Origin of the sequence: Bradyrhizobium archetypum (assembly GCF_013114835.1) — a bacterium.
GTDB lineage: Bacteria > Pseudomonadota > Alphaproteobacteria > Rhizobiales > Xanthobacteraceae > Bradyrhizobium > Bradyrhizobium archetypum.
This window is the reverse complement of the sequence record NZ_JAAVLW010000007.1, coordinates 448,233-473,021: the sequence shown is the minus strand read 5'-3', so window position 1 is coordinate 473,021 and position 24,789 is coordinate 448,233. Positions and strand designations below refer to the sequence as shown.

The 24,789-nt window shown below is 63.8% G+C and carries 21 protein-coding genes; 1 reads left to right on the top strand and 20 read right to left on the bottom strand.

Annotation, left to right across the window (positions count from 1 at the left end; all coding sequences use genetic code 11):
• Positions 1-13 precede the first annotated feature (13 nt).
• The 16 genes from HCN50_RS25195 to HCN50_RS25120 all read right to left on the bottom strand — a co-directional run bounded on the left by HCN50_RS25195 (position 14) and on the right by HCN50_RS25120 (position 17,800).
• On the bottom strand, positions 14-871 hold the full coding sequence (locus HCN50_RS25195; RefSeq protein ID WP_171712567.1) for an LpxI family protein: 858 nt from the start codon (positions 869-871) through the stop codon (positions 14-16).
• Between the two features lie 18 nt (positions 872-889).
• Positions 890-1,693, bottom strand: a complete 804-nt coding sequence (gene lpxA / locus HCN50_RS25190; protein WP_171712566.1) for an acyl-ACP--UDP-N-acetylglucosamine O-acyltransferase — start codon at positions 1,691-1,693, stop codon at positions 890-892.
• A gap of 147 nt (positions 1,694-1,840) precedes the next feature.
• Positions 1,841-2,194 carry a hypothetical protein gene (locus HCN50_RS25185; protein ID WP_171712565.1) on the bottom strand — a complete coding sequence of 118 codons (354 nt, stop codon included), beginning with the start codon at positions 2,192-2,194 and terminating at the stop codon, positions 1,841-1,843.
• Between the two features lie 239 nt (positions 2,195-2,433).
• Positions 2,434-3,069, bottom strand: coding sequence for a histidine phosphatase family protein (locus HCN50_RS25180; protein WP_311968217.1), 636 nt, complete (start codon positions 3,067-3,069; stop codon positions 2,434-2,436).
• Between the two features lie 145 nt (positions 3,070-3,214).
• Entirely contained in the window at positions 3,215-3,673 is a 459-nt protein-coding gene (fabZ, locus tag HCN50_RS25175; protein WP_057859038.1) for a 3-hydroxyacyl-ACP dehydratase FabZ, read from the bottom strand.
• A complete protein-coding gene (lpxD, locus tag HCN50_RS25170; protein WP_171712564.1) occupies positions 3,673-4,740 on the bottom strand; it encodes a UDP-3-O-(3-hydroxymyristoyl)glucosamine N-acyltransferase in 1,068 nt (355 codons plus the stop codon). Before lpxD ends, fabZ begins: the two co-directional genes overlap by 1 nt.
• Positions 4,741-4,867: 127 nt before the next feature.
• Entirely contained in the window at positions 4,868-7,408 is a 2,541-nt protein-coding gene (bamA, locus tag HCN50_RS25165; RefSeq protein ID WP_171712563.1) for an outer membrane protein assembly factor BamA, read from the bottom strand.
• 175 nt (positions 7,409-7,583) lie between these two features.
• Entirely contained in the window at positions 7,584-8,759 is a 1,176-nt protein-coding gene (rseP, locus tag HCN50_RS25160) for an RIP metalloprotease RseP (protein ID WP_171712562.1), read from the bottom strand.
• 42 nt (positions 8,760-8,801) lie between these two features.
• Positions 8,802-10,025 (bottom strand): 1-deoxy-D-xylulose-5-phosphate reductoisomerase, encoded by a 1,224-nt coding sequence (dxr, locus tag HCN50_RS25155; RefSeq protein WP_171712561.1) that lies wholly within the window; start codon positions 10,023-10,025, stop codon positions 8,802-8,804.
• A 4-nt stretch (positions 10,026-10,029) separates the two neighbouring features.
• Positions 10,030-10,878, bottom strand: coding sequence for a phosphatidate cytidylyltransferase (locus HCN50_RS25150; protein WP_171712560.1), 849 nt, complete (start codon positions 10,876-10,878; stop codon positions 10,030-10,032).
• Complete coding sequence (locus tag HCN50_RS25145; protein ID WP_171712618.1) at positions 10,875-11,630, bottom strand: isoprenyl transferase; 756 nt, start codon at positions 11,628-11,630, stop codon at positions 10,875-10,877. The genes HCN50_RS25150 and HCN50_RS25145 overlap by 4 nt, the downstream gene beginning before the upstream one ends.
• Before the next feature lie 42 nt (positions 11,631-11,672).
• Positions 11,673-12,236, bottom strand: a complete 564-nt coding sequence (frr, locus tag HCN50_RS25140; RefSeq protein WP_057843034.1) for a ribosome recycling factor — start codon at positions 12,234-12,236, stop codon at positions 11,673-11,675.
• 69 nt (positions 12,237-12,305) lie between these two features.
• On the bottom strand, positions 12,306-13,022 hold the full coding sequence (gene pyrH, locus HCN50_RS25135) for a UMP kinase (protein ID WP_171712559.1): 717 nt from the start codon (positions 13,020-13,022) through the stop codon (positions 12,306-12,308).
• A 71-nt stretch (positions 13,023-13,093) separates the two neighbouring features.
• A complete protein-coding gene (gene tsf / locus HCN50_RS25130) occupies positions 13,094-14,020 on the bottom strand; it encodes a translation elongation factor Ts (protein ID WP_171712558.1) in 927 nt (308 codons plus the stop codon).
• A gap of 134 nt (positions 14,021-14,154) precedes the next feature.
• Positions 14,155-15,156, bottom strand: coding sequence for a 30S ribosomal protein S2 (locus tag HCN50_RS25125; RefSeq protein ID WP_171712557.1), 1,002 nt, complete (start codon positions 15,154-15,156; stop codon positions 14,155-14,157).
• Between the two features lie 223 nt (positions 15,157-15,379).
• Positions 15,380-17,800, bottom strand: a complete 2,421-nt coding sequence (locus HCN50_RS25120; protein WP_171712556.1) for a caspase family protein — start codon at positions 17,798-17,800, stop codon at positions 15,380-15,382.
• A 243-nt stretch (positions 17,801-18,043) separates the two neighbouring features.
• Between HCN50_RS25120 and HCN50_RS25115 the strand changes: the two genes are divergently transcribed.
• A complete protein-coding gene (locus HCN50_RS25115) occupies positions 18,044-18,511 on the top strand; it encodes an aminoacyl-tRNA deacylase (protein ID WP_171712555.1) in 468 nt (155 codons plus the stop codon).
• Between the two features lie 25 nt (positions 18,512-18,536).
• Here the strand turns inward: HCN50_RS25115 and HCN50_RS25110 are convergent, their stop codons facing one another.
• From HCN50_RS25110 to HCN50_RS25095, 4 genes are all read right to left on the bottom strand, one after another.
• Positions 18,537-19,094, bottom strand: a complete 558-nt coding sequence (locus HCN50_RS25110) for a GNAT family N-acetyltransferase (RefSeq protein ID WP_171712554.1) — start codon at positions 19,092-19,094, stop codon at positions 18,537-18,539.
• 100 nt (positions 19,095-19,194) lie between these two features.
• Positions 19,195-19,614, bottom strand: coding sequence for a CBS domain-containing protein (locus HCN50_RS25105; RefSeq protein WP_171712553.1), 420 nt, complete (start codon positions 19,612-19,614; stop codon positions 19,195-19,197).
• Between the two features lie 224 nt (positions 19,615-19,838).
• Positions 19,839-23,360 carry a DNA polymerase III subunit alpha gene (gene dnaE, locus HCN50_RS25100; protein ID WP_171712552.1) on the bottom strand — a complete coding sequence of 1,174 codons (3,522 nt, stop codon included), beginning with the start codon at positions 23,358-23,360 and terminating at the stop codon, positions 19,839-19,841.
• Between the two features lie 469 nt (positions 23,361-23,829).
• Positions 23,830-24,579 (bottom strand): outer membrane protein, encoded by a 750-nt coding sequence (locus HCN50_RS25095; protein ID WP_171712551.1) that lies wholly within the window; start codon positions 24,577-24,579, stop codon positions 23,830-23,832.
• Between the last annotated feature and the right edge of the window lie 210 nt (positions 24,580-24,789).

The following is a 24,789-nucleotide window of genomic DNA, read 5'->3' as shown; positions in this document are numbered from 1 at the left end:
GCGCGACCCGGCGTCACGCGGGCAGCCCCTGAACGAACAGGCCGGCGCCATCGGCCGCCGCGATCATCGCTTGCGAATCCGCGGCGATCGTCTGTCCGGCGATCACGGCAATGCCGGCGAGGCCGGCTTGGGCTGCGCCCTCGACCGTCCTGGCGCCCACTGTCGGCAGGTCGTAGCGCAAATCCTGCCCGCTCTTCGGCGCTTTCACCAGCACGCCGCGACCGGACTTGGCGCGAATGCGCCCGGCCTCGCGCAGCCGTGCCACGCGCGCCAATAGCCCGTCAGTGCCCTCGATGTCTTCCACCGCCACCACATGCCCGTCGATCACCACAACAGCCTGGCCGATGTCGAATGGGCCGAGCGCAGCGAGGACTTTCCGCCCTTTTTCGATATCGGCGGCAGCATCGGGATCGGGCAAGGCACGGGCAATACTTCCCTCCGGCATCAGGACCTCGGGCGCCACATCCCTGATACCAACCATCCGGAAACCATCCTGTTCGAGGATGCGGCCGATCCCCGACAGCAGATGATCATCGCCGCCACGAAACGCAGCCCAGACGCGGCCGAGGACGCGGATCGTTCCCCAGTCCAGCCTGATTTCGGATAGCGCCGGGCGCAGCAGCGTGCCAATGAAGATCAGGTCGCGACATCCCTCGCTGCGGAACAGCTTTGTCGCGCGACCAAGCTGCCCCACTGAAATCCAGTGATGCCGGAAGCGGGCAACGCGATCGGGATCGCAGGCGCCACGTAGCGCGAACAACACCGGGGCGATCCCCCGCGCGGCAAGCGAATCCGCCACCGCAAACGGCATCGTGCCGCCGCCTGCGATGACGCCGACGGGTGATGAGATGTCAGAAGCCGCTGAAGTCATGGCTGCGGCGATCCGTGATCAATTCCGGTTGCCGTCGCCGGCAGGAAGGCAGAGCGGGCGGAGCTTGCCATCACCGATGAAGGCGAGGATTTCCGCGATCGCCGGATCCTCTCCAGCCAGCGGCTGCACGTCATTCAGCCGCTCCGCGAAGATGCCGGGGCCGTGAAACAGCTTCTGGTAGAAGGCGCGCACCTTCGCGAGCCGCTCCCTGGTAAACTTGCGGCGCTTCATGCCGATGATGTTCAGCCCTTCGAGGCTGGCATACTGGCCGTTGGCGAGCCCGAACGGAATGATGTCGCCGCGCACCCCGCAGACGCCGCCGACCATCACCTGCCGTCCGATCCGGGTGAACTGATGCACGGCGGAGAGCCCGCCGATATAGACGAAATCGCCGATCTCGCAGTGGCCGCCCAGCGTCGCCGACGTGGCGAAGATCACGTCATTGCCGACGACACAGTCATGGCCGACGTGGCTATTGTTCATGAAGTAACCGCGTGCGCCCACCCGGGTGAGGCCACCACCCTTCTTCGTTCCGATATTCATTGTTACGCCTTCGCGGATGGTGCAGCCTTCGCCAACTTCGAGGCGGGTCGGTTCGCCGCGATAGCTGAGATCCTGCGGCGGGCCGCCGAGTGCCGCAAATGGGTAAATCATGCAACCATCGGCGATGGTGGTATGCCCCGTCACGTTCACATGTGCGATCAGCTTGCAGTGCGCACCGATGACGACATTGGGCCCGACGATGCAGTAAGGACCGATCGAGGTCCCCTCACCGATCACAGCGCCATCCTCAACCCGCGCGGTTGGATCGATCGTACCCATCAAGCAGCCCAGCCCATCCGTTGCACGCGAATATCTCGCGTTTTCCGGTGGTTAGCGCGGCATACCAGGGCTGTCTAGTGACGTATGGTTACGGCGTGTTTCGAGGTGTCCAGCCGAGCCTGCCGAACGCCAGAACGATCGGTGGCCTCACGTCATGCTGCCGGGCAGGAAGCAGCGGATCGATATTCCATACGATCCCTTGATCGGCCACACCATCGCTCGGCCGACGCGGTTTGGCTCGGTGATGACGGCGTCGTCAGGGACGTCGATCCACTGACCTTCCAGTCGCACGCGATAGTGACCATCCTTCGATTCCCAATCGACGTCGGAGACGGCCGAACCGTCGGCGTCGGAGCAGCACGGCCCCTTGCCGCTTTTCAGGCTGTCGAACCAGGACTTGAGCGGGGAATTGGCGTAACGGCCGTCGTCGCGTGCCATTGCGCTTCCGGCGAAAACAGAGGCCGAGCCAATGAGCACTACAGCAGTTCTGAGAAATCTCATGCGACTATCTCAAACAGCGATCTGTCGCCCGGAGATTACAAGTCCGTCGAGGAAGCTAAGTTCCCGACGTAACCGGCCCGCAATGACGGACCGCACGTGCTGCGCAGCCGAGTACCTCGCTCTGTCGACGATCCGACATTAAGCAGCTTTTGCGCAGCACAAGGGCTCCTGCCGATGCCGTGCCTTGTGGCAGGCAGATCACACTGACGACGGCTTTCGCGCAGGCGCCGCGTTCAAATCTAGCTGCCGGCCTGCGCGATCCATTCGCCGGGTTGCACGCGCGCAACCAGGACGGGCTGACCCGACGTGCTGGCCTTGTACACCAGCGCTTCGCCTTCGCGGATATCGGCAAATTCCTTGCCGAAGGCGTCGGCGACATTGGTCTTGTGCGTTACCGCCAGATTGTTGACGCCGGCTTTCGGGGGCGCACTGACCAAGTCGCGCACGGAGCGTCCAATGTTGGCGTTCTTGCCATCGGGATTCGCCATCGCCGACCAACTGCCCGCGCCGCTATCTGTCAGGGCCTCGACAGGAGACACGTCCTTGCCGCCGATCAGCCTGCCGGTCTCGACCGCGCGGTTCAGTTGGCTCGTGTAAATTTCGCCGATCGGCACGCCCAGTTTCGCGAGCGCGGCCCCAAGTTCGCGCGCCAGGGCGCGGCCCTTGTCGCTTAGTTGCCGCTGCGCACTCATGTCGTCGAATTTGAAGGGATAGACGTCCTTCTGGCTATCGTCGGTGGCGCCGTGCCGAAACACGATGACGTAACCACCGCCCTTGAGCGACGCGACAAGTCCATTCAGATCAGTCGCGTAACCAGGCGACGACATCAGCAGAAAAATGACCAAACACGAAATGATGGAAGCAAGCTTGTTCACGGACGCCCCCGTTGAAAAGCGTGGACCCAACCCGGAATTTAGGCAGCAAATCTCCTCAATCGACCTCGGCATGGGTTCCACCACCAATGATTGAGCAGAGACATCAGGAATCCGTCAGTTGTGTGACGGAAAAATCCGGTCAGATTCAATCGGTCAGCATCGCGCCGACGTCGGCCTCGGCGACCACGCTGCCATTCACCTTGGCGTCGCCGTGAAACCACCACATCGCCTTGCGGCGACCGATCGAGCGCATGTGGTACTCGATGGTGTCGCCGGGCATCACCGGCTTGCGGAATTTGCACTTGTCGATGGTAAGAAAATAAACCGCGCGCGGTTTCTCGGTGCCCTCGACCGATTTGATGCCGATGACGCCGGCGGTCTGCGCCATGGCCTCGATCATCATCACGCCGGGATAGACCGGCCGCTCGGGAAAATGGCCGAGAAACGGCGGCTCGTTGAAGGTGACGTTCTTGATGCCGATGCCGCTGTAGTCGGTCCGGATCTTGATCACCCGGTCGATCAGCAGCATCGGATAACGGTGGGGAAGCGTCTTGAGGATCTCGTTGATATCCACGAGCTCAAACCTGACTGGTGCCTCCTCCATCACTCTCGCCCTTCGCCTTTCGGGTCGGCCGTACCGCCTTGCACCAGCCGCTCCACCGCAACAATCTCTCTAAACCACTGCTTGGTCGGTTTGGCAAAATGACCGCCCCAGCGGCCATTCGGCGGAATATCGTCCTTGACCGCGCTCATGGCCGTCACCTGGGCGCCGTCGCCGATCTTGAGGTGGTTGTTGATACCCACCTTCGCCCCCAGCGCGACGTTGTCACCGATCGTCAAGCTGCCCGCGAGTCCGATCTGGGCGGCGAGCAGGCAGTGCCTGCCGATGGTTACATTGTGGCCGATCTGGACCTGATTGTCGATTTTGGTGCCTTCGCCGATCACCGTGTCTCGCAGGCTGCCGCGGTCGATAGTGGTGCCGGCGCCGATCTCGACGTCGTTCTGGATCAGGACGCGCCCGGTCTGGGGCACCTTGAGGTGGCCTTCGGGGCCGAAGAAGATGAACCCGTAGCCGTCCTGGCCGATGCTGCAGCCCGGATGGATCAGGACGTTGTTGCCGATCAGTGAGAACTGGATCGCGGTGCGCGCGCCGACATTGCAGTCGCGGCCGATCTTGACGTCTGCGCCGATTATCGCGCCGGCGCCGATCACGGTGCCAGTGCCGATCTCGACCCGCGGACCGATCACTGCCAGCGGATCGACGATGACGCCGTCCTCCAGATGCGCGGAAGGGTCGATGATCGCCGACGGCGCGATGCCCTCATTGTCGAACCAGGATTGCGGACGAAGCGCATCGCCATGCCATTCGCGCGCCAGCTTCACGAAAGCGCGGAACGGCTGGGCGGCCCGCAGCGCCGCCACATGGACCGGCACCTGGGCCTCGAAACGCGGGCTGACCAGGCAGGCGCCGGCCTTGGTCGTCTTGAGCTGATCGGCGTATTTGAGGTTGTCAAAGAACGCCAGATGCATCGGGCCGGCTTCGTCGAGCGAAGCGAGACCCCTGATCACGTGACCACCCCGTGCGGGGTCAACCAATACCGCTCCCGTCAACGCGGCCAGGTCGGCCAGCATCGCGGAAGGTGGTTGCTTGAAGAATATTGGCTGCGCCATTCCACCCGTCGCAGTCCGGCCGGTGCTCACACCTGAGGGCCGGCTCCGACAAAACGGAGCCAAGCCCTCCTCTTATTCCCTGGTGTTCTCGTCACGCGGACCCTACGTCCGCTTGCTACGAGACGCCTCAGAACGATGTGCCACCGCCAAACTTGAATTCCTGCACGCGGTCAAACTGACCCTTCGTAAGCGGAACCGCATAGTCGAAGCGCAGCGGACCGAACGGCGAGGCCCAGATAATACCGACACCCACCGAGGTGCGAACCACATTGCCGTTGTCGTACTGCAATCCCAAACAGGTCCCGGGAGTGGCCGCGGTCGTTGCGGTTGCCTGTGTCGGCGGGACGCAGCCAGGCACATTAACTTCGCCCGTCTGTGCCCAGGACGTCGGTCCCTTGTAGTCGAACAGTCCGCCGGCATCGGCATAGACCGAGCCCTTGAGCCCGACTTCCTTCGGCAGGAACCAGAACGGCATCTGCAGTTCGAACGAAGCGCCCCAGTACTTGGTGCCGCCGAGCGCGTCACGTGTGCCGAACGGGTTGATATCGCGCGGACCGATGCCGTTTGGCGCGAAACCACGAACCAGATTCGGACCCATCTGGAAGTGGTCGAGCATGCGCAGCTCGCTGCCGCCGAACTGATTGAGGATACCGCCCTGGAGGTGGATCAAACCGACGATATCGGCGACCAGGGGGGTGTAGTACTTCGCGTCGATCGCCGACTTAATGTACTTCACGTCGCCGCCAACGCCGGCGAAGTCCTGCTTCCAGTCGATCAGCAAGCCGTCGGTCGGATTCTTGTTGTTGTCCAGGGTGTTGTAGTTCAGCGAATAGCCGACCGCCGAGGTCAGCGCCTTGCCGCTCTGCAATTCCCTGCGGACCGGCAGCGATGCTTCGCCGTCGAAGTAACATCCGAGACCGTTTGTGGAGACCAGGCTAATCCCGGTCGCATTTGCAAAGGCCGGGCTGGGATTGAAGTTCGGATTCGGTGATCCGTCAGGCAGGAACTGAACGTTGTTACAGTTCGCGAGCTGGCTCGGCAGCGAGATTTCCTGCTGATAGATCGAGTAACGCAGCTGCAGCGCGAGGTCTTCCCGCAGGGTGAAGCCGAGCCGCGGGCTGAAGCCCAGCGTCTTGGTGCCGTAGGCGATGTAGCTGTTGGCGAGCTGCTCGCGGTAGAACAGGTCGAGCCCGAGCGCGACGCGGTAGTCGAACAGGTAGGGATCGACGAACGACAGCGAACCGCCGCGCGCATACTGACCGTAGGTCACAGCCGCCTTGGCATAGAGGCCGCGGCCGAGGAAGTTGCGCTCGGAGATGCTGACTTCGGCCAGCGCACCGTCGGTGGTCGAATAGCCGCCGGAAACCGAGAAGTCGCCGGTCGATTTTTCTTCGAGATCAACGATCAGGATCACACGATCGGTCGATGAGCCGGGCTCGGTGACGATCTTCACGGTCTTGAAGAAGTCGAGGTTCTTCAGCCGGCGCTCGGCGCGATCGACCAGCGCGCGGTTGTAGGCGTCGCCTTCGGACAGGTCGAACTCGCGGCGGATCACGTAGTCGCGGGTACGGGTGTTACCGCGGATGTTGATACGCTCGATATAGGTTCGCGGGCCTTCGTCGACGGCGAATACGATCGAAACCGTGTGCTGTTCGAAATTGCGATCGCCGCGCGGACGCACCACCGCGAAGGCATAGCCGCGGCGCGAGGCCTCGATCTGCATTTCCTCGACGGATTTCTCGAGCGCTTCGGCATTGTAGACCGAGCCGACGCTGACGCGCGAGAAGCTGCGCAGTGAGGCGGCATCGAGGGTTGGGATCGAGGTCTGGAAATCGACGGAAGCAACGCGATATTGCTGCCCTTCCTCGATCTTGAAGGTGACGAGGAAGCCCTTTTTGTCGGGATCGTACTCGGTCAGCGCGGCGACCACCTGCACGTCGGCGTAGCCGTTCTTGAGGTAGAAGCGCCGAATCAGGTCGCGGTCGGCCTCCACCCGGTCAGGATCGTAGACGTCGGCGCCGCCGAGGAAGCTCAGAAGGTTGGATTCGCGCGTCTTGATAACGTCCTTAAGACGATAGGACGAATAAGCGACGTTGCCGATGAACTCGATCGACTTGACGCCTGTCTTGCTGCCCTCGGTGATCGTGAAGACCAGGTCGACGCGGTTGTTCGGCTGCTCGATGATTTCCGGGGTGACGCGCACGTCATAGCGGCCGGAGCGCCGGTAGATCTCGGCGATGCGCTGGGCGTCCGACTGGACCATCGGGCGCGAGAATGTGCCGCGCGGCTTGGACTGGATTTCAGCCGAAAGCTGCTCGTCCTTGACCTTCTTGTTGCCTTCGAAAGCGATGCGCCCGATCACGGCGTTTTCGACCACGGTGACGACGAGCCGGCCGCCGACCTGATTGATTCGCACATCCTGGAACAGGCCGGTTTCGATCAGCGCCTTCAGGCCGTCGTCGATCTGCGCCTGCCCAAGGCGACCGCCAGGACCCGGCTTGAAGTAGGAGCGAATGGTCTCGGCCTCGACACGCCGGTTCCCCTCAACGGCGATCGACGCCGCGGTCTGGGCCGCAGCCGGCGCAGACACCAGCGCGCTCCCCATCGGCGCGGCAACCATGATCAGAGCGGCCAGCAAGCCCCCCCGCACTCGCATTCCCAACATCATGCGCAACGCGCCCTCGTCATTGCAATGCCGGCCCGTACCCCTTTACGAACCGGCAGATTCCCTAAGTTGCATTGCTTGTAGCCAATTTCGACAGGGCGGCAAACCAGACTTCGCGATGCGATTCCATTTTCATTCCAAGACGTTGCCAATGGGCAACGTCATAAAAAAGCCGCTTCTACGATCTGCCGAACAACCCCTTCAGCCACGGCACCTGATGGAAATCGTTATAGAAAGCGAACACCATCAGCATCAGGACCAGGACTAGGCCCACGCGGAACCCATATTCCTGCGATTTTTCTGACAATGGACGCCCCCGGACCACTTCGGCCGTATAGAACAAAAGGTGACCACCATCGAGCAATGGAACCGGGAAGAGATTCAGCAGCCCGATGGAAATGGACAGCACCGCCGCCAGGTGAAGCAGGGGAATCAGCCCGAGCGTGGCGACCTGCCCCGAAATCTGCGCGATCCGAATCGGCCCGCCGATCTGGTCTGCGCTGGCCCGGCCGGTAAAGATGTTGCCGATATAGGCGAGCGTCTGCTCGATGACGAACCAGGTTTCCTTGATTCCGAGCCACAGCGCGCTCGCCGGATCGACCTTCTCCGTGGTCACCTCGCCCGGCGATGTTGCGCGGGTAATGCCGAGAATTCCGAGCCGCTGCGTATTGCCGAACGGATCCTTCACCTCGCGCAGTTCCGGCGTGCCCTTGAGCTCCAGCGTGGAATCACCGCGCTTGACGGTGAAGGTCATGGTCTCCCCGGCGCGCACGCTGACGAAGCGCTGCATGTCGGAGAAGCTGCCGATCTTCTTGCCATCGATGGCCGTGACGACGTCGCCGACCTGAAAGCCCGCCCGCTCGGCAGCGCTGCTGGCTTCGATCTTGTCGACGCGCGCCGTCGTGCTCGGCTTGCCGAAGAAGGTGAAGAGACAGGTGAAGATGACGATCGCCAGGATGAAATTCGCGATCGGGCCGGCGGCAACAATGGCAGCGCGTGCGCCGACCTTTTTATGATGGAAACTGCCCGCCCGCTCCTCTTCGGTCATCTTGGCCAGCGTCTCGGCCGAGGTCGGTGTCGAGGCTTCCGATTCGTCGCCGAAGAACTTCACGTAGCCGCCGAGCGGGATCGCGGAGATCTTCCAGCGCGTGCCATGGCGATCGTTGAAACCGGCGAGTTCCGGCCCGAAGCCAAGCGAGAACGTCAATACTTTCACGCCGGCCCATCGCGCGACCAGGAAGTGGCCGAGTTCATGGAAGAACACGACGATGGTCAGAACAAACAAAAAGGGAATGATGTAGCCGATGAGCCCGTGGCTCAACGTATTGAAACTATGTAAAAAAAATTCTGACATCAGGTTCCCCTCGACAAGAGCCGATGGCTCCGTCCCAACCCTCTAGGATGCCTTTGAGGCAATTTGAGGCAATAGGGAGGCGGCTCTATTTCGCGCGTTATAATCAATGGAGATCGCGTCGTCGGCCGAGCTCAAAGGCGCAAGGTTCCCGGCGCGAATCCAGTCGTTGATGGTGGCTTCGACCAGGCGCGCGATCGATCCGAATTTGATCTTTCCGGCGATGAAAGCCGCCACCGCCACCTCATTGGCGGCGTTGAATACCGTGGTCGCACCACGGCCCGTACGTAAGGCTTCGTAGGCCAGCCGCAAGCCTGGGAACCGCTCAAAGTCCGGCGCCTCGAAGGTCAACTGGCCGATTTTTGCGAGATCGAGCCGGGCCGACGGCCCGACGATTCGGTCGGGCCATCCCAGGCAGTGCGCTATCGGAATGCGCATGTCGGGCGCGCCGAGCTGCGCAACCACCGAGCGATCGGAAAACTCAACCATGCCGTGAATGATTGATTGCGGATGCACGAGAACGTCGATTTCATCAGCCGAGAGCGCAAAGAGATAAGAGGCTTCGATCACTTCGAGGCCCTTGTTCATCATCGAGGCGGAATCGATCGTGATCTTCTGGCCCATGCTCCAGTTCGGATGCTTCAGGGCCTGCTCGAGCGTCGCCTGTTCGATGTCGGCCGGCGCCCAGGTGCGGAACGGCCCGCCCGAAGCAGTGATGATCACGCGCACCAGTTCTTCGCGATTGCCGGAAGAGAGCGCCTGAAATAGCGCGTTGTGTTCGGAATCCGCCGGCAGGATGCAGGCACCGGCCTTCGCGGCGCGCTGCATGAAGAAATCGCCGGCACAAACCAGGCATTCCTTGTTGGCGAGCGCAACCGCAGCGCCGCGGTCGACCGCGGCCAGCGCGGGCTTCAACCCGGCCGCGCCGCTCACCGCCGCCATCACCCAGTCGGCGGGACGCGCGGCGGCATCGATGATGGCGCTCTCGCCCGCACCGCATTCGATGCCCGTGCCGGCCAGCGCGTTCTTCAGTTCGCCAAGGCGCGCCGGGTCTGCGATTGCGGCGAATCGCGCGCCGAATTCCTTCGCGAGCTTGGCCAGCGCCTCGACGTTGGAATTAGCGGTCAACGCCTCGACTTGATAGCGGTCGCGCGCGCTGCGCAGCAAATCCATGGTGCTGTCGCCAATCGAGCCGGTGGCGCCCAGCACCGTGACGGTGCGCGCGGCGGCCGCCACGGCTCTGTTGTTACGCAATGGAACTGCGCTCATCGTTTCACCAAACCATAAGACCGCGGCCGACGCCATCGGCGCCACCCCGCAAAAGACCGAAAACTGCCGCCACGACGACGGCTGCGACAAATCCATCCAGGCGATCCATTAGCCCGCCGTGGCCGGGAATAATGTGACTTGAGTCCTTTACCCCGAAACGCCGCTTCACGGCGGATTCAAAGAGATCGCCGAGCTGCGAAACGACCGAGAGGGCCGCCGAAAGCACCAATAGCGGCCCTACTCTGCCAATGTCGAACACCGCAAATCCGAACGCCACGGCCAGACTGGCGACAAATCCGCCGGCGGCGCCCGCCCAGGTCTTTTTCGGGCTGACGCGCGGCCAGAGCTTCGGCCCACCAATGCCGCGTCCCGCGAAATAGCCGCCGCTGTCGGTCACCCACACGATCAGCAGCACGAACATCAGGGCGGCAAACCCCTTCACCGAATCGAGGCGCACCAGAATGGAGGCGATCTCGGCGGCCGCCGCGTACAGAAATCCCGCCACTGCCCAGCTTCGCCGCTCCGGCGCCATCGCGGCGACAGCAACAAAACCAACCGCAAGCACGATCAGTGCGGCGTCGAGCCGGCGCAACGCAAAGCAAACCCCCGCGATCGCAAGCGCAGCCGCGCCGGGTACGATCACGCGCATCGCACCGGTGAAGCCCACGATCGCGAGCCATTCCACGAACAGGCCGATTGCCGCCAGCGTCACCAGCGCCGCCCACAGCCAGCCGCCTGCATAGGCGATCGCAACCGCCAGCGGGATCAGCACGGCGGCAGCGGCGATGCGCATCGCGAGATTGCGCTTGTCTGATCCGCTCGCTGCCGCCGGCGCGGCCTCAGGCTCGGTCACGATCCGGTTTTCGCGGCCAGACCGCCGAATCGGCGCTCCCGTCTGGCATATTCGGCAATCGCGCTTTCAAGCGCGGCCTTATCGAAATCCGGCCAGTGGATCGGCACGAAAACGAGCTCGCTATAGGCGGCCTGCCACATCAGGAAGTTCGACAGCCGCTGCTCGCCGCTGGTGCGGATGATCAGGTCGGGATCGGGAATGTCGGGTGCGTCGAGATAGCGGCCGAGCGTATCGGCGTCGATCGATGTCGGATCGCGCTTACCCTCCGCCACTTCACGTGCCAGCCGCTGCGCGGCGCCCGCGATTTCCTGGCGTGAGCCGTAGTTGAATGCGACCACCAGATTGAGCTTGCTGTTGTCCTTGGTGAGCTCCTCGGCCTCGTTCAACAGCGTGCAGATGTCGGGCTCCAGCCCTTCCCGCTGACCGATTACGCGCACGCGCACGCCGTCGCTGTGCAGCGTTGCCAGATCGTTGCGGATGAAGCGACGGAGCAATCCGAACAGATCGCCGATTTCGGTTGCCGGCCGTGACCAGTTCTCGGAGCTGAACGAAAAGATCGTCAGATAGCGCACGCCGAGTTCATGGGCGGCGCGAACGACACGCCGCAACGCCTCGACGCCACGACGGTGGCCTTCGGCACGCGGCAAGCCGCGCGCTGCCGCCCAGCGCCCGTTTCCGTCCATGATGATCGCCACATGCAACGGAACGGATCGATCCGGTCCTTCCGTGGCAGTAGCGGCGGCGTTCGGCATCATCAAAATTCCAGAACCAGTCTCAACTCTTCCAGGTTGCCGTCAAACGGTGAGGATTTCCTTTTCCTTCGCCGCAAGCAATTGATCGATTTCCGCGATCGTTCCGTCGGTCGCCTTCTGCACCTCGTTGGCGAGCCGCTCCTGATCATCTTCGGAAATCTCGTGATTCTTCTCGAGCTTCTTGACGATGTCGAGCCCGTCGCGGCGGACATGGCGGACGGCGACCTTGGCGGCTTCGGCGTATTTGTGCGCGACCTTCACCAGTTCTTTGCGCCGCTCCTCGTTGAGCTCGGGAATCCGCAAACGCAGCACCTGCCCCTCGGTCGCGGGCGAGAGGCCGAGATTGGAATCGACGATCGCCTTTTCAACGGCCTTCACCATCGACTTGTCCCATACCTGCACTGAAAGCAGGCGCGGCTCGGGCACGCTGACGGTGGCAAGCTGGTTGAGGGGCATGTGCGAGCCGTAGGCCTCGACCTGCACCGGCTCCAGCATGGATGCTGCCGCACGGCCGGTCCGCAAGCCACCCAGCTCGTGCTTGAGCGCGTGGGTGGCGCCTTGCATGCGGCGCTTCAACTCGTTGATGTCAAAACCGGGCGTGGGCATAACGCTCTCCCCTCCTTGGAAACTGCCGCCGGCCTCTTTGCTGCCCGCGGTTCACACTGCACAGGCGTCTTAGCCGGCAACCACCGTGCCGTGGCCGGTCCCGCGCAGGATCGCGCCGATCGAACCCGGCTCGGCGATCGAGAATACGATGATAGGCAGTGACGTCTCGCGGGCAAGCGCGAATGCGGTCGCGTCCATCACCTTATAGTCGCCGGCGATGGCCTGCGAATGCGTCAGGCGGTCAAAACGCTTGGCTGACGGGTCTTTTTTGGGATCGGCGCTGTAAACGCCGTCCACATTGGTGGCCTTGAGCACCGCCTGCGCCCCGATCTCGGCCGCCCGCAAAACGGCCGTGGTGTCCGTGGTGAAGAATGGATTGCCGGTTCCACCGCCGAGCAGCACAATCCGGCCGTCGGAAAGATATTTGTGCGCTGCAGTGCGGGTGAACAGCTCGGAAATCTCGGGCATCACGAACGCCGACAGCGTTCGCGCCGGGGTCCCCTTGCGCTCGATCGCCGCCTCCAGTGCCAGACAGTTCATCACCGTGGCGAGCATGCCCATGGTATCGCCAGTCGGGCGCGACACGCCGCGCGAGGAGACTTCCACGCCGCGGACGATGTTGCCGCCGCCGATCACGACGGCCACCTCGACGCCGAGCTTCTTGGCCGCAATCAGGTCGTCGGCGATACGGTCGATGGTGGGCTGGTGGATACCGAAGGATTGGCTGCCTGCGAGATACTCGCCCGAGAGCTTGATCACGACGCGACGATAGACCGGCTCAGCCATTGCTTATCGCTTCCCTCTCCCGCGCAGGCGACTTCCGGCACATTGGCGCCGGAAGACTGTGACCGCAGCGGTTACTTCTTGCCGCTGGCCGCCGCGACTTCGGCCGCGAAATCGGATTCCTGCTTTTCGATTCCCTCGCCGAGAGCATAGCGCACAAACCCGGCAATCTTCACTGGTGCACCGATCTTGCCTTCGGCTTCCTTCACCGCCTGCGCGACCGACTTGCCCTTTTCGTCGTGGATGAACGCCTGCTCGAGCAGGCAGACTTCCTTGTAATAGGTCTTGAGGCCGGACTCGACGATCTTCTCGATCACGTTTTCCGGCTTGCCCTGCTGGCGGTACTTGTCGGCCAGCACGTCCTTTTCGCGCTTGACGAGCTCGGGGTCGAGGCCGGACGGATCCAGCGCCTGCGGATTGGTCGCAGCCACATGCATCGCAAGCTGACGTCCGAGATGCGCGAGCTCATCGGTCTTGCCGGTGGATTCTAGCGCGACCAGCACGCCCATCTTGCCGGCGCCCTCGATCACTGCGCCATGGATGTAGCTTGATACCACGCCCTTGCCGACTTCGAGGGAAGCCGCGCGGCGCAGCGTCATGTTCTCGCCGATGGTCGCGATGGCGTCCGAAATCGCGGTCTCGACCGTGACGCTGCCGACCTTGGCCGCCTTGATCTTCTCGACGTCGGCGCCGACATCGAGCGCGACCTGCGCGATCATCTTGACAAGGCCCTGGAACTGCTCGTTGCGGGCCACGAAATCGGTCTCGGAATTGACTTCGACCACGACGCCCTTGGTGCCCGACGTCACAGCGCCGATCAGGCCTTCCGCGGCGACGCGGCCGGCCTTCTTGGCGGCCTTCGACAGGCCCTTCTTGCGCAGCCAGTCCTGGGCCGCCTGCATGTCGCCGTTGGTTTCGGTGAGCGCGGCCTTGCAGTCCATCATGCCTGCGCCGGTCGACTCGCGCAGTTCCTTGACCATCGCCGCAGTGATCGTTGCCATCGTCGAATATCCTTCTTGCCCGTGAGCGGCGGGCGCGGCGCGCGCTTTGCGCCCTGCCGTCGTCAGCTACAGGGAATGCCGTAATCTGGTGAGCAGAGCCGGCGGCCGGAAGACCCGGCCACGCGGCGTACCAATTATTCCGCTTCCGCGGTCAGCGCCTTGGCCTGGGCAACCCAGGCATCGGCGCGGCTCGGAAGACCAACCTCTTCACCGATCTTGTGCGCGGTATCGTGGTCGAGCTCGGCGAGCTGCCAGTAGTGGAAGATGCCGAGGTCGTTGAGCTTCTTCTCGATCGTACCCGACACGCCGGTGAGCTTCTTGAGGTTGTCGGCGGTGCCACGCGGACCGGCGAGCCCCTGGAAGCCGGAGGTTTCGGGCGCGGCGGCCGGAAGTTCCTCGCGAAGCGGCTGAACGGCGGCGCCGACATCGATGCCGGATTCGCCCTGCGCGCGCGAAATGCCGTCGATGGCGGCGCGGGCCACCAGGTCGCAATACAGCGAAATGGCGCGGCCGGCGTCGTCATTGCCCGGCACCACATAGGTGATGCCCTTGGGGTCGGAATTGGTATCGACGATCGCGGCGACGGGAATGTTGAGCCGCTGCGCTTCCTGGATCGCGATGTCTTCCTTGTTGGTGTCGATCACGAAGATCATGTCCGGAAGACCGCCCATGTCCTTGATGCCGCCGAGCGAACGGTCGAGCTTGTCGCGCTCGCGCTGCAGCGTCAGCCGCTCCTTCTTGGTGTAGGAGTTGGCTTCGCCCGACGACAGCACCTCGTCGAGGTGGCGCAGGCGCTTGATCGAGCCCGAAATCGTCTTCCAGTTGGTCAGTGTGCCGCCGAGCCAGCGCGAGTTGACGAAATACTGCGCCGAGCGCTTGGCCGCTTCGGCAACGCCGTCCTGTGCCTGGCGCTTGGTGCCGACGAACAGGATGCGGCCGCCCTTGGCGACGGTGTCGGACACAGCCTGCAACGCGCGATGCAGCATCGGCACGGTCTGGGCGAGGTCAATGATGTGGATGTTGTTGCGGGCACCGAAAATGTAATCCGCCATCTTCGGATTCCAGCGGTGCGATTGGTGGCCAAAGTGCACGCCAGCTTCAAGGAGCTGACGCATGGAAAAATCGGGTAGCGCCATCGTAATAGTTCTCCGGTTGGTTCCTCCGGAAACGTGTGAGCAAACGAGCCTGACTGGCCCGGTTGCCACCGGACGGCCTTTGAGAGCCATGTTTCCGTGTGAGATGCCGCGCTATATAGCCGGATTCCAGCCAGAAGCAAGGAAATACGGCCGGTTTTTCGGCCTTTCAGCCCTGTGATTTACCGCCGTCCCGGCCAGATCTGACGATCTGGCTCGTCAACAATCAGCATCGGGCACCCGGCGGGCATGCTCTCGCCGCAGGTGCCGCGCGCGGCGGCGGGGCAGCGATCCGTGGCGGTGGTGCTGGCGCGGCCATCCGGGGCGGAGGCGCCGCTGGTGCTGCCATCCGCGGAGGCGGTGCCGGTGGCGCGGCCATACGCGGCGGCGGTGCCGGTGGCGCGGCCATGCGCGGCGGCGGGGCCGGTGGCGCGGCCATGCGCGGCGGCGGGGCCGGTGGTGCGGCCATCCTTGGCGGAGGTGACGGCGCAGCCATTCTCGCGGGTGGCGGCGGTGCAGCCATCCGCGGTGGCGGGGCCGGTGCAACGCGGGCCGCCGGCGGTAGCGGAGGCCTGGCCGCCTGCACCGCAGACGGCGGCGGCGCTCGCCGCAACTCAGGCTGCAATTGCGGTCTCGGCGCAACGGCAGCGGCAGGCTTTGGCGGTGCGCTGGCGCCGGGCGGCGGCGCGGCTACCCTTGGCTGCTGGTCCGTTGCAGCGGCCGGCGCAGCGGCCCCGATGGCGGGCCTGGAGCCGGTGGCACCGCCGCCGGGAGCGGCCGGCGTTGCGGGTCCCGGGCGGGGTGCGCCCGGCGCAAGTCTCGCGTTCGGAGTGCCTGTCCCCGGTGCTACTGCAGCGCTTGGAGGTGCGGGCGGAGCGCCCCTGGCGCCTGGAACCGGCAGGGCATTGGTCCGCGGCGCGGGCTGTGTCGACGGCAGCGTGGCTGGCGCATTTGCCGGCTGCACCGCATTAGGCCTTCCGACCTGCCCCGCGGGAGCACCGGGCAAACCTGTCCTGACGGCAGGATTGATCGCAGCGCTTGGCGGCAACGGCGCTTTACCCTGCTGGATCAACGTGGCCCGTTGCGCGACCGCAGGCGGCAGCACCGGCGTCGCGCCCCCCGGCCGGGGCGCAACCCCTCCGGCCGGCGGGCCGGGACGCCCCCTGTCGCCAAGTCCTGCCGCGGGCAACGCCTGCGCTGACGGCCTGTTGATGACATTATTGATGACGGTCCGGTTATGGATATTGGCAAAGATGATGTTGTTCGGCGGCGGCGCCACATAGCGCGGTGGCCGCACATAGACCGGTATCGGCACAAAGACCGGCTGCGGCAGGATGAACAGCCCGATCGGCGGCGGTGGCGGTTCCAGCACCACGAAATCCTCCGGCGGCGGCGGCAGGTAGTAGACCGGCGGTGGAGGCGGCGGGACGAAATCGAACTCGGGATCGCCGAACGCCAGCACGGGACGCTCGATATAGACGACCTCGTCCGGTGGCGGCGGCGGTACGTCGTAATCGATGACATCGAACGTCGGCGGCGGCTCCAGCGGCGCGGTAAGAATGGCGAGGCGGCGGCGCGCATCGGCCGCATGCGGCCCGCGCGGATAGCGTTGCAGATACGACCAGTAGGCGTTCGGGGTGTCGGCGCGATAGGTGCGGCGCCACGTAATCGCCTCGCGCCGTGCCGCCGCGATCGCCCTCACCCGCTTCGCCAGCGGATCGCTCGCATAGGCGCCGAGAAATTCTTCGTAGCCTTGCAGCGTGTCGCGCTCCAGCGCCGCGGCATAGGCGTCCTGCACGCCGAGATCGCGGATCGGCTTGTCCTTGATGGCAGCGGCCTGATCCGGCTGCGCGATCGCGGGCGCATCGGGGGCGCGCTCGAAAAACGTAAAGCCCGCGTCGACCTTCTGGCTGTCCCAGGGCACCTGCGCGCCCTTGCTCGCTTCGTTGACGCGAAGCCGTACGCGATTGAAAACTTCCGGCAGCGGCAATCCACCGGTCCGGATCATCTCGGCCAGCGACTGCGCATAGATGCCGTACGGCCCCTGCTCGGTCGGCGCCACGGTGCCGGGCGCCGCGTTGAACGCCATCAGCATGTGCGGGTCCGCCTCGACTAGAGCCAGACCGCTTGCAATCTGTCCTTCGACGAAAGGCTGCTGGCGCGCCGCGTCGAGCACGACGATGCCGGCCTTCAGGGGCAGCGAGGCGAGTTGACGGATGTAGTCACCGGTCCGCAGCGCCTCGGTCGGAACATCGGTATCGCGGTTGATCGCGGAATCGACCGGCACGAAATAGTTGTCGCCCGCTAGCTGCAGCCCGTAGCCGGCCAGATACACCATCGCGACCGTGTCCGGCCCCGAGCTCTCGGCTTTCTGGATGAAATCGCGAAAACTCTTGCGCAGCGTGTCGCCATCGAGATCGCGGGCACCGATCACGTCGAAACCGGCCGCCTGCAAGGTCTGCGCGATCAGGCCGGCGTCATTGGCCGCCGTCGCAAGCGGCGATTTCACATAGGCGCCATTGCCGACCACCAGCGCAATACGCTTTTCCTGCTGCTGCGCAGCGGCGGGGCTCGAATAGCCCGCCAATCCGGATATCGCCGCGAGAGAGATCGAAAGGACCGAGAGACTTCTTACCAACCGCCGCATGGATCCCACCCTGTCGCCGTCCGAGCGCCGCATGGAAGACGCTTTGAGCTGAAGGTTTCTTGAACAATTGCGCTCTCAGCAAGGCATGGCGCCCGCTTCGCCCGGTTCCTGCACTGAAATTGGCATTGTCGCAGCGGTCAGGCGGGCGTATCCTTTCACCAAGATCGTGTTCGCCCGCATCGTGAGGCGACTGCGCGAGTTCCTCCCGGTGTAGCGGATTGCCCGTGCAATGGAGGAGCCGCCATGACCGTTTCCCCGACGCTGCAGAAATACCTGGATCAAAGCGTCACCTACGACCTGATCCCTCATGCTCCGACGAAGTCATCGACGCGTACAGCGGAGGCCTGCCACGTGCCGGGCGACGCGCTGGCCAAGGCCGTCGTGCTGCGCCGCGACGGCGGCTACATGATGGCTGTGCTTCCGGCCTCCCATCACCTTCATATGTCGGCGCTGAGAAGTCAGCTCGGCCACAAGGTCGACCTCGCGAGCGAAAAGGAAATCGCGGAGCTGTTTATCGATTGCGACATTGGGGCCATCCCGCCGGTCGGCGAGTGCTACGGGCTCGACGTCATCGTCGACGACAGCATCGATGCGCGACAGGATATCTATATGGAAGGCGGCGATCATTCGACGCTGATCCGTATGGCCGGCGACCAGTTCGCCAAACTGACGGCGAAGGCCTGGCGCGGCCACTTCAGCACGCATGATTGAGTTCGCTCGATCGTAATTATGCCCGCTAGAGTGCCTTCTCGAAGTAGTGGCGCAGCAGCCCTCCGCCGGCCTGCTTCGCTGTCATGGCTTCAGCGATTTCGCTTCTGACGCGCTTGAACCCGCTTTTGGTGTAGAACCGCAAGGCGGCGCGCTGGACGTCAGCGGTGCTGACGATCATGCGGGCGAAGCCGGACTCGCGGGCCATATCCTCGGCCGTGCGCAGCATACGCTGAGCCAAGCCGCGGCCACGCCAGCCCGCATCGAGATACATGCGCCGGAGTTCTGTCGTGTCACCGCTGTGACATTCGATGCCGAACGTGCCCACGATCCGTTTGTCGTCGGCGGCTGGCGCAACCACCCATAAGGCATTGCGTCTTGCCGGCGAGAAAACATCAAGCAGACGCGAGAGCTCGCCCTCGATTGTGGTCGCGATGTATTGCTCGAACAGGGATTCCATCCCGGCAGGTGCCAGCTCCCGATTGACGCGGCTCCACAGCTCGGCGACGGCCCCGAAATCGGAGACTGCGTAAGGCCGAAAGGCGATGCACTGTTCGCCAGGCTTGTTCTCATCGCCTGTAGCCACGCAAATGCCCCGGAGAAATCCATTCCTGCCGCCGCCGCAGCGGCGAGCCCGCGGCGGACGGGAAAATCATGATAGGCCTGCGCAAACGCCCAGCCGCGCGTCAGTGATGCGCGGCGACGCTCTTCACGCAGCCGGCCAGCAGATCATTGGGCGCCAAGCGGCCGACGTCGCCGAGGCTGATCATGCCGACCATTCGCTTGTTCTTGTTGATCACCGGCAGCCTGCGGACCTGCAGCGTTTCCATGTGATGGACCGCCTTGGCCAGGTCGTCGTCCTCCCGGCAGCAATGGATGCCTTCGGTCATCACGTCGCGCGCCTGGGCGCGGGCTGGATCGAACTTGCCGTTCGCAATTCCTTTGCAGACGATGTCGCGATCGGTCACCATCCCGACCAGCTTGTCGTCCTCTCCGATCGGAATGCAGCCGATGTCATGTTCGCGCATCAGCTTGGCAATTTCGGTGATAGGCGTGTCGGGGTTAACCCAGTCGACGCCCTTGTGCATCGCGTCTTTGACTTTCATGGCGGACCTCCGTACCTGCGATTTCAGTGATAAATCACGTGATGAAGCACAGTTCCCCCTCGATCGGATTATACGACGGATCGGGTAGGGCCGGAATCGCAAAGGCAATGACAAGTTCTTGATGAATGCGAATGCGTCGTAGCGCGCAGATCAGGGAATGATTTGCCCGACGATGCCGAGCGGCATCTAGGCACTAGCACTAACGGCGTATCCGCGCGGTTACCCTACAGCGTCTGCACGTCTACTACGCCGGCAACCGCCTTGATCGCGCCGGCGATCTGCGGCGAGACCTTGAAGCGGCCCGGCAGCTTCATCTCCACCTCGGTCTGCAGGTCGAGCATCATGACGAGCGAGACGTCGCCGTCGGCGCCGCCCGACGGCGCGGGTGCGGGCTTCGCTGGCAGGCCCTTCGTCAGACCGTTTGCCAATCCGTTTGATGCCGTGGCTTCCGGCATGTTGAGCCGTCGCGCGATGGAGTCCAGCGGCTTGGTGTCGCGCACGAAAATCCGCAGGCCCTTTTGGGTCTTCGCCGCCGCGTCATCCAGCGGCTCGGCATGTAGCACCCGTGCACGCACGTCCTCGCCCTGCAGTTCGGCGCCGAGCTGCAGCAATACCGCAGCCCCCGGCTCCAAGACCTCGCGATATTGCGCAAGCCCTTCCGAAAACAAGACGGCCTCGAAATGCCCGGTGGGGTCTGACAGGCCCATGATGCCCATCTTGTTGCCGGTCTTGGTGCGCCGCTCCATCCGCGACACCACGGTGGCCGCGACCTTGCCCGCGGTCGCGCCGGTTTTCACGGCGCGGGAGAATTCCGCCCAGGATTGCACCCGCAGCCGCTTCAGCACGGTGGCGTAATCGTCGAGCGGATGGCCGGACAGGAAGAAGCCGACAGCATCGTATTCGCGGCGGAGCTTTTCGGCCGGCAGCCACGGATCGATCTGCGGCAGCATGATGGTCGGCGCGTCGGATGCATTGCCGAACATGTCGTTCTGCCCGATGGTCGCCGCCTCGTGGCTGCGCTGGCAGGCGGCGAGAATGGCATCCGCGCCGGCAAAGACGCGGGCACGGTTGGATTCGAGCGTGTCGAATGCGCCGGCCGCGGCCAGGCTTTCGATGATGCGCTTGTTGATCGCGCGCGGATTGACGCGGGCGGCGAAGTCAGCCAGCGAGGTGAAGGCCCCCTTCTTGCGCTCCTCCACAATCTGCTCGACGGCCTGCAGGCCGACGCCCTTCAGCGCGGCCAGCGCATAGTAGATCGTGTTCGCGCCGACCTCGAAGGTGGCGCCCGAACGGTTGATGTTGGGTGCCTCGACCTTGATGCCGAGCCGCTGCGCCTCGGAACGGAATTCCGACAGCTTGTCGGTGTTGTTGAGTTCGAGCGTCATCGACGCCGCGAGGAACTCCACCGGGTAATGCGCCTTCATGTAGGCGGTGTGGTAGGACACCAGCGCGTAAGCCGCCGCGTGGCTCTTGTTGAAGCCGTAGTCGGCGAACTTGGCGAGCAGCTCGAAGATCGTTTCCGCCTGTCCCTTCGGCACGCCGTTCTTGACCGCGCCGGCGACGAAGATCGCGCGCTGCTTGTCCATCTCGGCGCGGATCTTCTTGCCCATCGCGCGGCGCAACAGGTCGGCGTCGCCGAGCGAATAGCCGGCCATCACCTGTGCGATCTGCATCACCTGTTCCTGGTAGATGATGACGCCGAAGGTCTCTTTCAGGATCGGCTCCAGGACCGGATGCAGATATTCCGGCTCCTCGTCGCCGTGCTTGCGCGCGCAATAGGTCGGGATGTTGGCCATCGGGCCCGGGCGATAGAGCGCAACGAGGGCGATGATGTCCTCGAAACGGTCGGGGCGCATGTCGATCAGCGCGCGCCGCATGCCCTGGCTTTCCACCTGGAACACGCCGACCACGTCGCCCCGCGCGAGCATCTGATAGCTCGGCGCATCGTCGATCGGCAGCGTCGCCAGATCGACATGGATGTCGCGCTGCCTGAGCAGCTTCACTGCGACGTCGAGCACGGTCAGCGTCTTCAGGCCGAGGAAGTCGAACTTCACGAGCCCGGCCGGCTCGACCCATTTCATGTTGAACTGGGTCACCGGCATGTCGGATTTGGGATCGCGATAGAGTGGCACCAGTTCGCTTAAAGGTCGGTCGCCGATCACAATGCCGGCGGCGTGGGTCGAGGCGTGGCGTGTCAGCCCTTCGAGGCGCTGGGCGATGTCGAAGGCGCGCGCCACCACCGGGTCCTCGTCGCGGAACGCCTGCAGCTTCGGCTCGCCCTCGATCGCCTGCGCCAGCGTCACCGGCGCGGCGGGATTTTGCGGCACCAGTTTTGTCAGCTTGTCGACCTGCCCATAGGGCATCTGCAGCACACGGCCGACGTCGCGCAGCACGCCGCGCGCCTGCAGCGTACCGAAGGTGATGATCTGCGCCACCTGATCGCGGCCGTAGCGCTGCTGCACGTAGTCGATCACTTCGCCGCGCCGGTCCTGGCAGAAGTCGATGTCGAAGTCCGGCATCGACACACGCTCGGGGTTGAGGAACCGCTCGAACAGCAGGCCGAAGCGGATCGGATCGAGGTCGGTAATCGTCAACGCATAGGCGACCAGCGAACCGGCGCCGGAGCCGCGGCCCGGGCCGACCGGAATGTCGTGCGCCTTGGCCCATTTGATGAAGTCGGAGACGATCAGGAAGTAGCCCGCGTAGTTCATGCGGTTGATGACGTCGATCTCGAAAGCGAGACGCTTCTGGTACTCCTCCTCCGTCGTGCCGGGCGACAGGCCATGAACCTGCAGGCGCCGGGCAAGCCCCGCCTCGGCCTGACGCTTCAGCTCCGCGGCTTCTTCGGTTGCCGCATCGGATCCCGAATCTGCACCGACGGTGAAGCGCGGCAGAATCGGCTTTCGCGTCTTCGGGCGGAACGAGCAACGCTCCGCGATCTCGATCGTGGACGCCAGCGCTTCCGGAATGTCGGCGAACAGCACCGCCATCTCGGCGCGGGTCTTGAAGCGGTGATCGGGTGTGAGCTGCTCACGGTCGGTCTCGGCGATCAGCTTGCCGCCGGCGATGCACAGCAGCGCGTCATGCGCTTCGTAATCGTCGTTCGATGCGAAATATGGCTCGTTGGTCGCGACCAGCGGCAGGCCCTTGGCATAGGCGAGATCGATCAGGCCACCCTCGACGCGGCGCTCCTTGTCGACCCCATGGCGCTGCAATTCGACGTAGAGGCGATCGCCGAATAGATTAGCCAACCGGTCGCAACGGCCTGCCGCGAGCGCTGCATGATCGGCATTGAGCGCCAGCGAGATCGGGCCGTCGGGGCCGCCGGTCAGCGCAATCAGATCCTCGGCATCGCCTTCCAGCCATTCGAGCTTGATGTGCGGGGATTGATGGACCGGCGTTTCCAGAAACGCCCGCGAGTTCAGCCGCATCAGGCTGCGGTAGCCGCGCTCCCGCGCCGCCAGCAGCACGATCCGCGACGGCGTGGCCGCCAGCGAATTGCGGGCGTTGGGATCCTGGTCGCCGAAATCGACGGCAAGCTCGCATCCGACAATCGGCTGGATGCCATAGCCCGCCATCTTGTCGGAGAATTCCAGCGCTCCGAACATGTTGTCGGTGTCGGTCAGCGCCAGCGCCGGCTGGCGGTCGGCTTTCGCCAGTTCGCCGAGTTTGGCAATCTTGATGGAGCCCTTCAGCAGCGAATAGGCCGAATGAACGTGGAGATGAACGAATCCGGCACTGGACATGCGCTAAAAGGGGCTCTTGCATCGTGATGGGGAGCGATCGCCAGCAACTAAGGAAGCGCCGACTCGCTGCCGCAATGGTGATGCCTTGGCCGGACGAAGTCCACGTGGAACGCCGCTTGCGCACCCGCCATCCAGCTTTTCCCCAGCCCACCCCGCCAAGCCGGATCGGGCCGGGTCTCCGCCCCGCTTCAAAGCTGCGGAATCACCTGCGCCCACACCGCGATCATCCCCACAAACAGCGTAATCGACGCCAGCGCCGCCGCCTCTTCCACGAACATCCGCAACATGATCCGACTCCTTACGGTCCGAGAACATATGAGGAACATTGTTCCTTTTTTGTTCTAGGAGTCAAGGGCCCATCTCTCGGGGCGTCGTGGACCATTCCGGCTTGGTTAACCGGCGCGCCGCCCCAACAAAAAAGCCCCGGGAAGGTCCCGGGGCTTCGATGTTGGTCGCAGGTCGCGAGCGATCAGTACCTCGCGACGCCCGGACCGCCGAACTTGTAGTTCAGACGGGCCGTGACGAGATCGACGTCCTGGCTGATGCGTTCGTTGGCGAAGAAGCCGCCGGCCGGCGTGGTGAAGGTGTAGGTACGGTCCTGCATGAACAGGTGATTGTACTCGACGCCAAACGACCAGTTCGGCGCAAAGCCGTATTCGAGGCCGACGCCGACCACACCACCCCAGCGGGTGTCGTCGTTGGTGGTGGCAGCGAGCGCGTTGGTGGCGACCGCAAACGTACGGTACTCGTTCGAGGTCACAGCCGCGCCGCCCTTGACGTAGAACAGGACATTGTTGGCGGCGTAACCGACCTGGCCAGTGAACAGGCCGAACGCGTCGATCCGCGACTCGTTGCGGAACCTCCTGTCGGAAAGGGCCACATTGCTGCCCTCGAAGTCGGCCCAGTTGCCCTGCGCTTCCACGCCGAACACCCAGGTGCCGGCCTGCCACCGATAGCCGATCTGGCCACCGATTGTGCCGCCCGACGCGTCATGGCAACCATCGGAAGCAACGCCGCCGGCAACCGGCAGGAAGTCCCAGCAGTTACGGCTCGAACCCCAGCCGCCGTTGGCACCGATATAGAATCCACTCCAGTCATAGATCGCAGCGACCATCGGGGGCGCCTTGGTGTAAGGGCGCGCAGCGAGATCAGCAGCAACAGCCGGCGCAGTCGCGCCGAGCGCGATCAGACTGGCCGTAACAAGCAAAACCTTCTTCATTCTTATTCCCGTTCCTTTTTAAGCAGCCCCCAAGGCCGCGGCATGCTCATAGCATCGTTGGCTCGAATTGCTGTAACCTCGCTGCAACAGCCCACACCAAATGGCCGCAGTGTGAACGCAAGTTAATGTTGTCTTGCAGGCGTCTTTCGAAACTTTACGCCGGAGCTCGCCGCAGAAAATTCACATTTAGTTTTGCGGCGGTATTGCAAG

Excerpts from the sequence above, each read along its gene's own strand:
- HCN50_RS25145 (WP_171712618.1), bottom strand. The coding sequence starts at position 11,630 with ATGCCGAACGCCGCCGCTACTGCCACGGAAGGACCGGATCGATCCGTT.
- dnaE (WP_171712552.1), bottom strand. The coding sequence starts at position 23,360 with ATGTCCAGTGCCGGATTCGTTCATCTCCACGTTCATTCGGCCTATTCG.
- tsf (WP_171712558.1), bottom strand. The coding sequence starts at position 14,020 with ATGGCAACGATCACTGCGGCGATGGTCAAGGAACTGCGCGAGTCGACC.
- HCN50_RS25115 (WP_171712555.1), top strand. The coding sequence starts at position 18,044 with ATGACCGTTTCCCCGACGCTGCAGAAATACCTGGATCAAAGCGTCACC.
- lpxD (WP_171712564.1), bottom strand. The coding sequence starts at position 4,740 with ATGGCGCAGCCAATATTCTTCAAGCAACCACCTTCCGCGATGCTGGCC.
- frr (WP_057843034.1), bottom strand. The coding sequence starts at position 12,236 with ATGCCCACGCCCGGTTTTGACATCAACGAGTTGAAGCGCCGCATGCAA.
- dxr (WP_171712561.1), bottom strand. The coding sequence starts at position 10,025 with ATGAGCGCAGTTCCATTGCGTAACAACAGAGCCGTGGCGGCCGCCGCG.
- lpxA (WP_171712566.1), bottom strand. The coding sequence starts at position 1,693 with ATGGGTACGATCGATCCAACCGCGCGGGTTGAGGATGGCGCTGTGATC.
- fabZ (WP_057859038.1), bottom strand. The coding sequence starts at position 3,673 with ATGGAGGAGGCACCAGTCAGGTTTGAGCTCGTGGATATCAACGAGATC.
- pyrH (WP_171712559.1), bottom strand. The coding sequence starts at position 13,022 with ATGGCTGAGCCGGTCTATCGTCGCGTCGTGATCAAGCTCTCGGGCGAG.
- HCN50_RS25120 (WP_171712556.1), bottom strand. The coding sequence starts at position 17,800 with ATGCGGCGGTTGGTAAGAAGTCTCTCGGTCCTTTCGATCTCTCTCGCG.
- HCN50_RS25095 (WP_171712551.1), bottom strand. The coding sequence starts at position 24,579 with ATGAAGAAGGTTTTGCTTGTTACGGCCAGTCTGATCGCGCTCGGCGCG.
- HCN50_RS25105 (WP_171712553.1), bottom strand. The coding sequence starts at position 19,614 with ATGAAAGTCAAAGACGCGATGCACAAGGGCGTCGACTGGGTTAACCCC.
- HCN50_RS25125 (WP_171712557.1), bottom strand. The coding sequence starts at position 15,156 with ATGGCGCTACCCGATTTTTCCATGCGTCAGCTCCTTGAAGCTGGCGTG.
- HCN50_RS25185 (WP_171712565.1), bottom strand. The coding sequence starts at position 2,194 with ATGAGATTTCTCAGAACTGCTGTAGTGCTCATTGGCTCGGCCTCTGTT.
- HCN50_RS25195 (WP_171712567.1), bottom strand. The coding sequence starts at position 871 with ATGACTTCAGCGGCTTCTGACATCTCATCACCCGTCGGCGTCATCGCA.
- bamA (WP_171712563.1), bottom strand. The coding sequence starts at position 7,408 with ATGATGTTGGGAATGCGAGTGCGGGGGGGCTTGCTGGCCGCTCTGATC.
- rseP (WP_171712562.1), bottom strand. The coding sequence starts at position 8,759 with ATGTCAGAATTTTTTTTACATAGTTTCAATACGTTGAGCCACGGGCTC.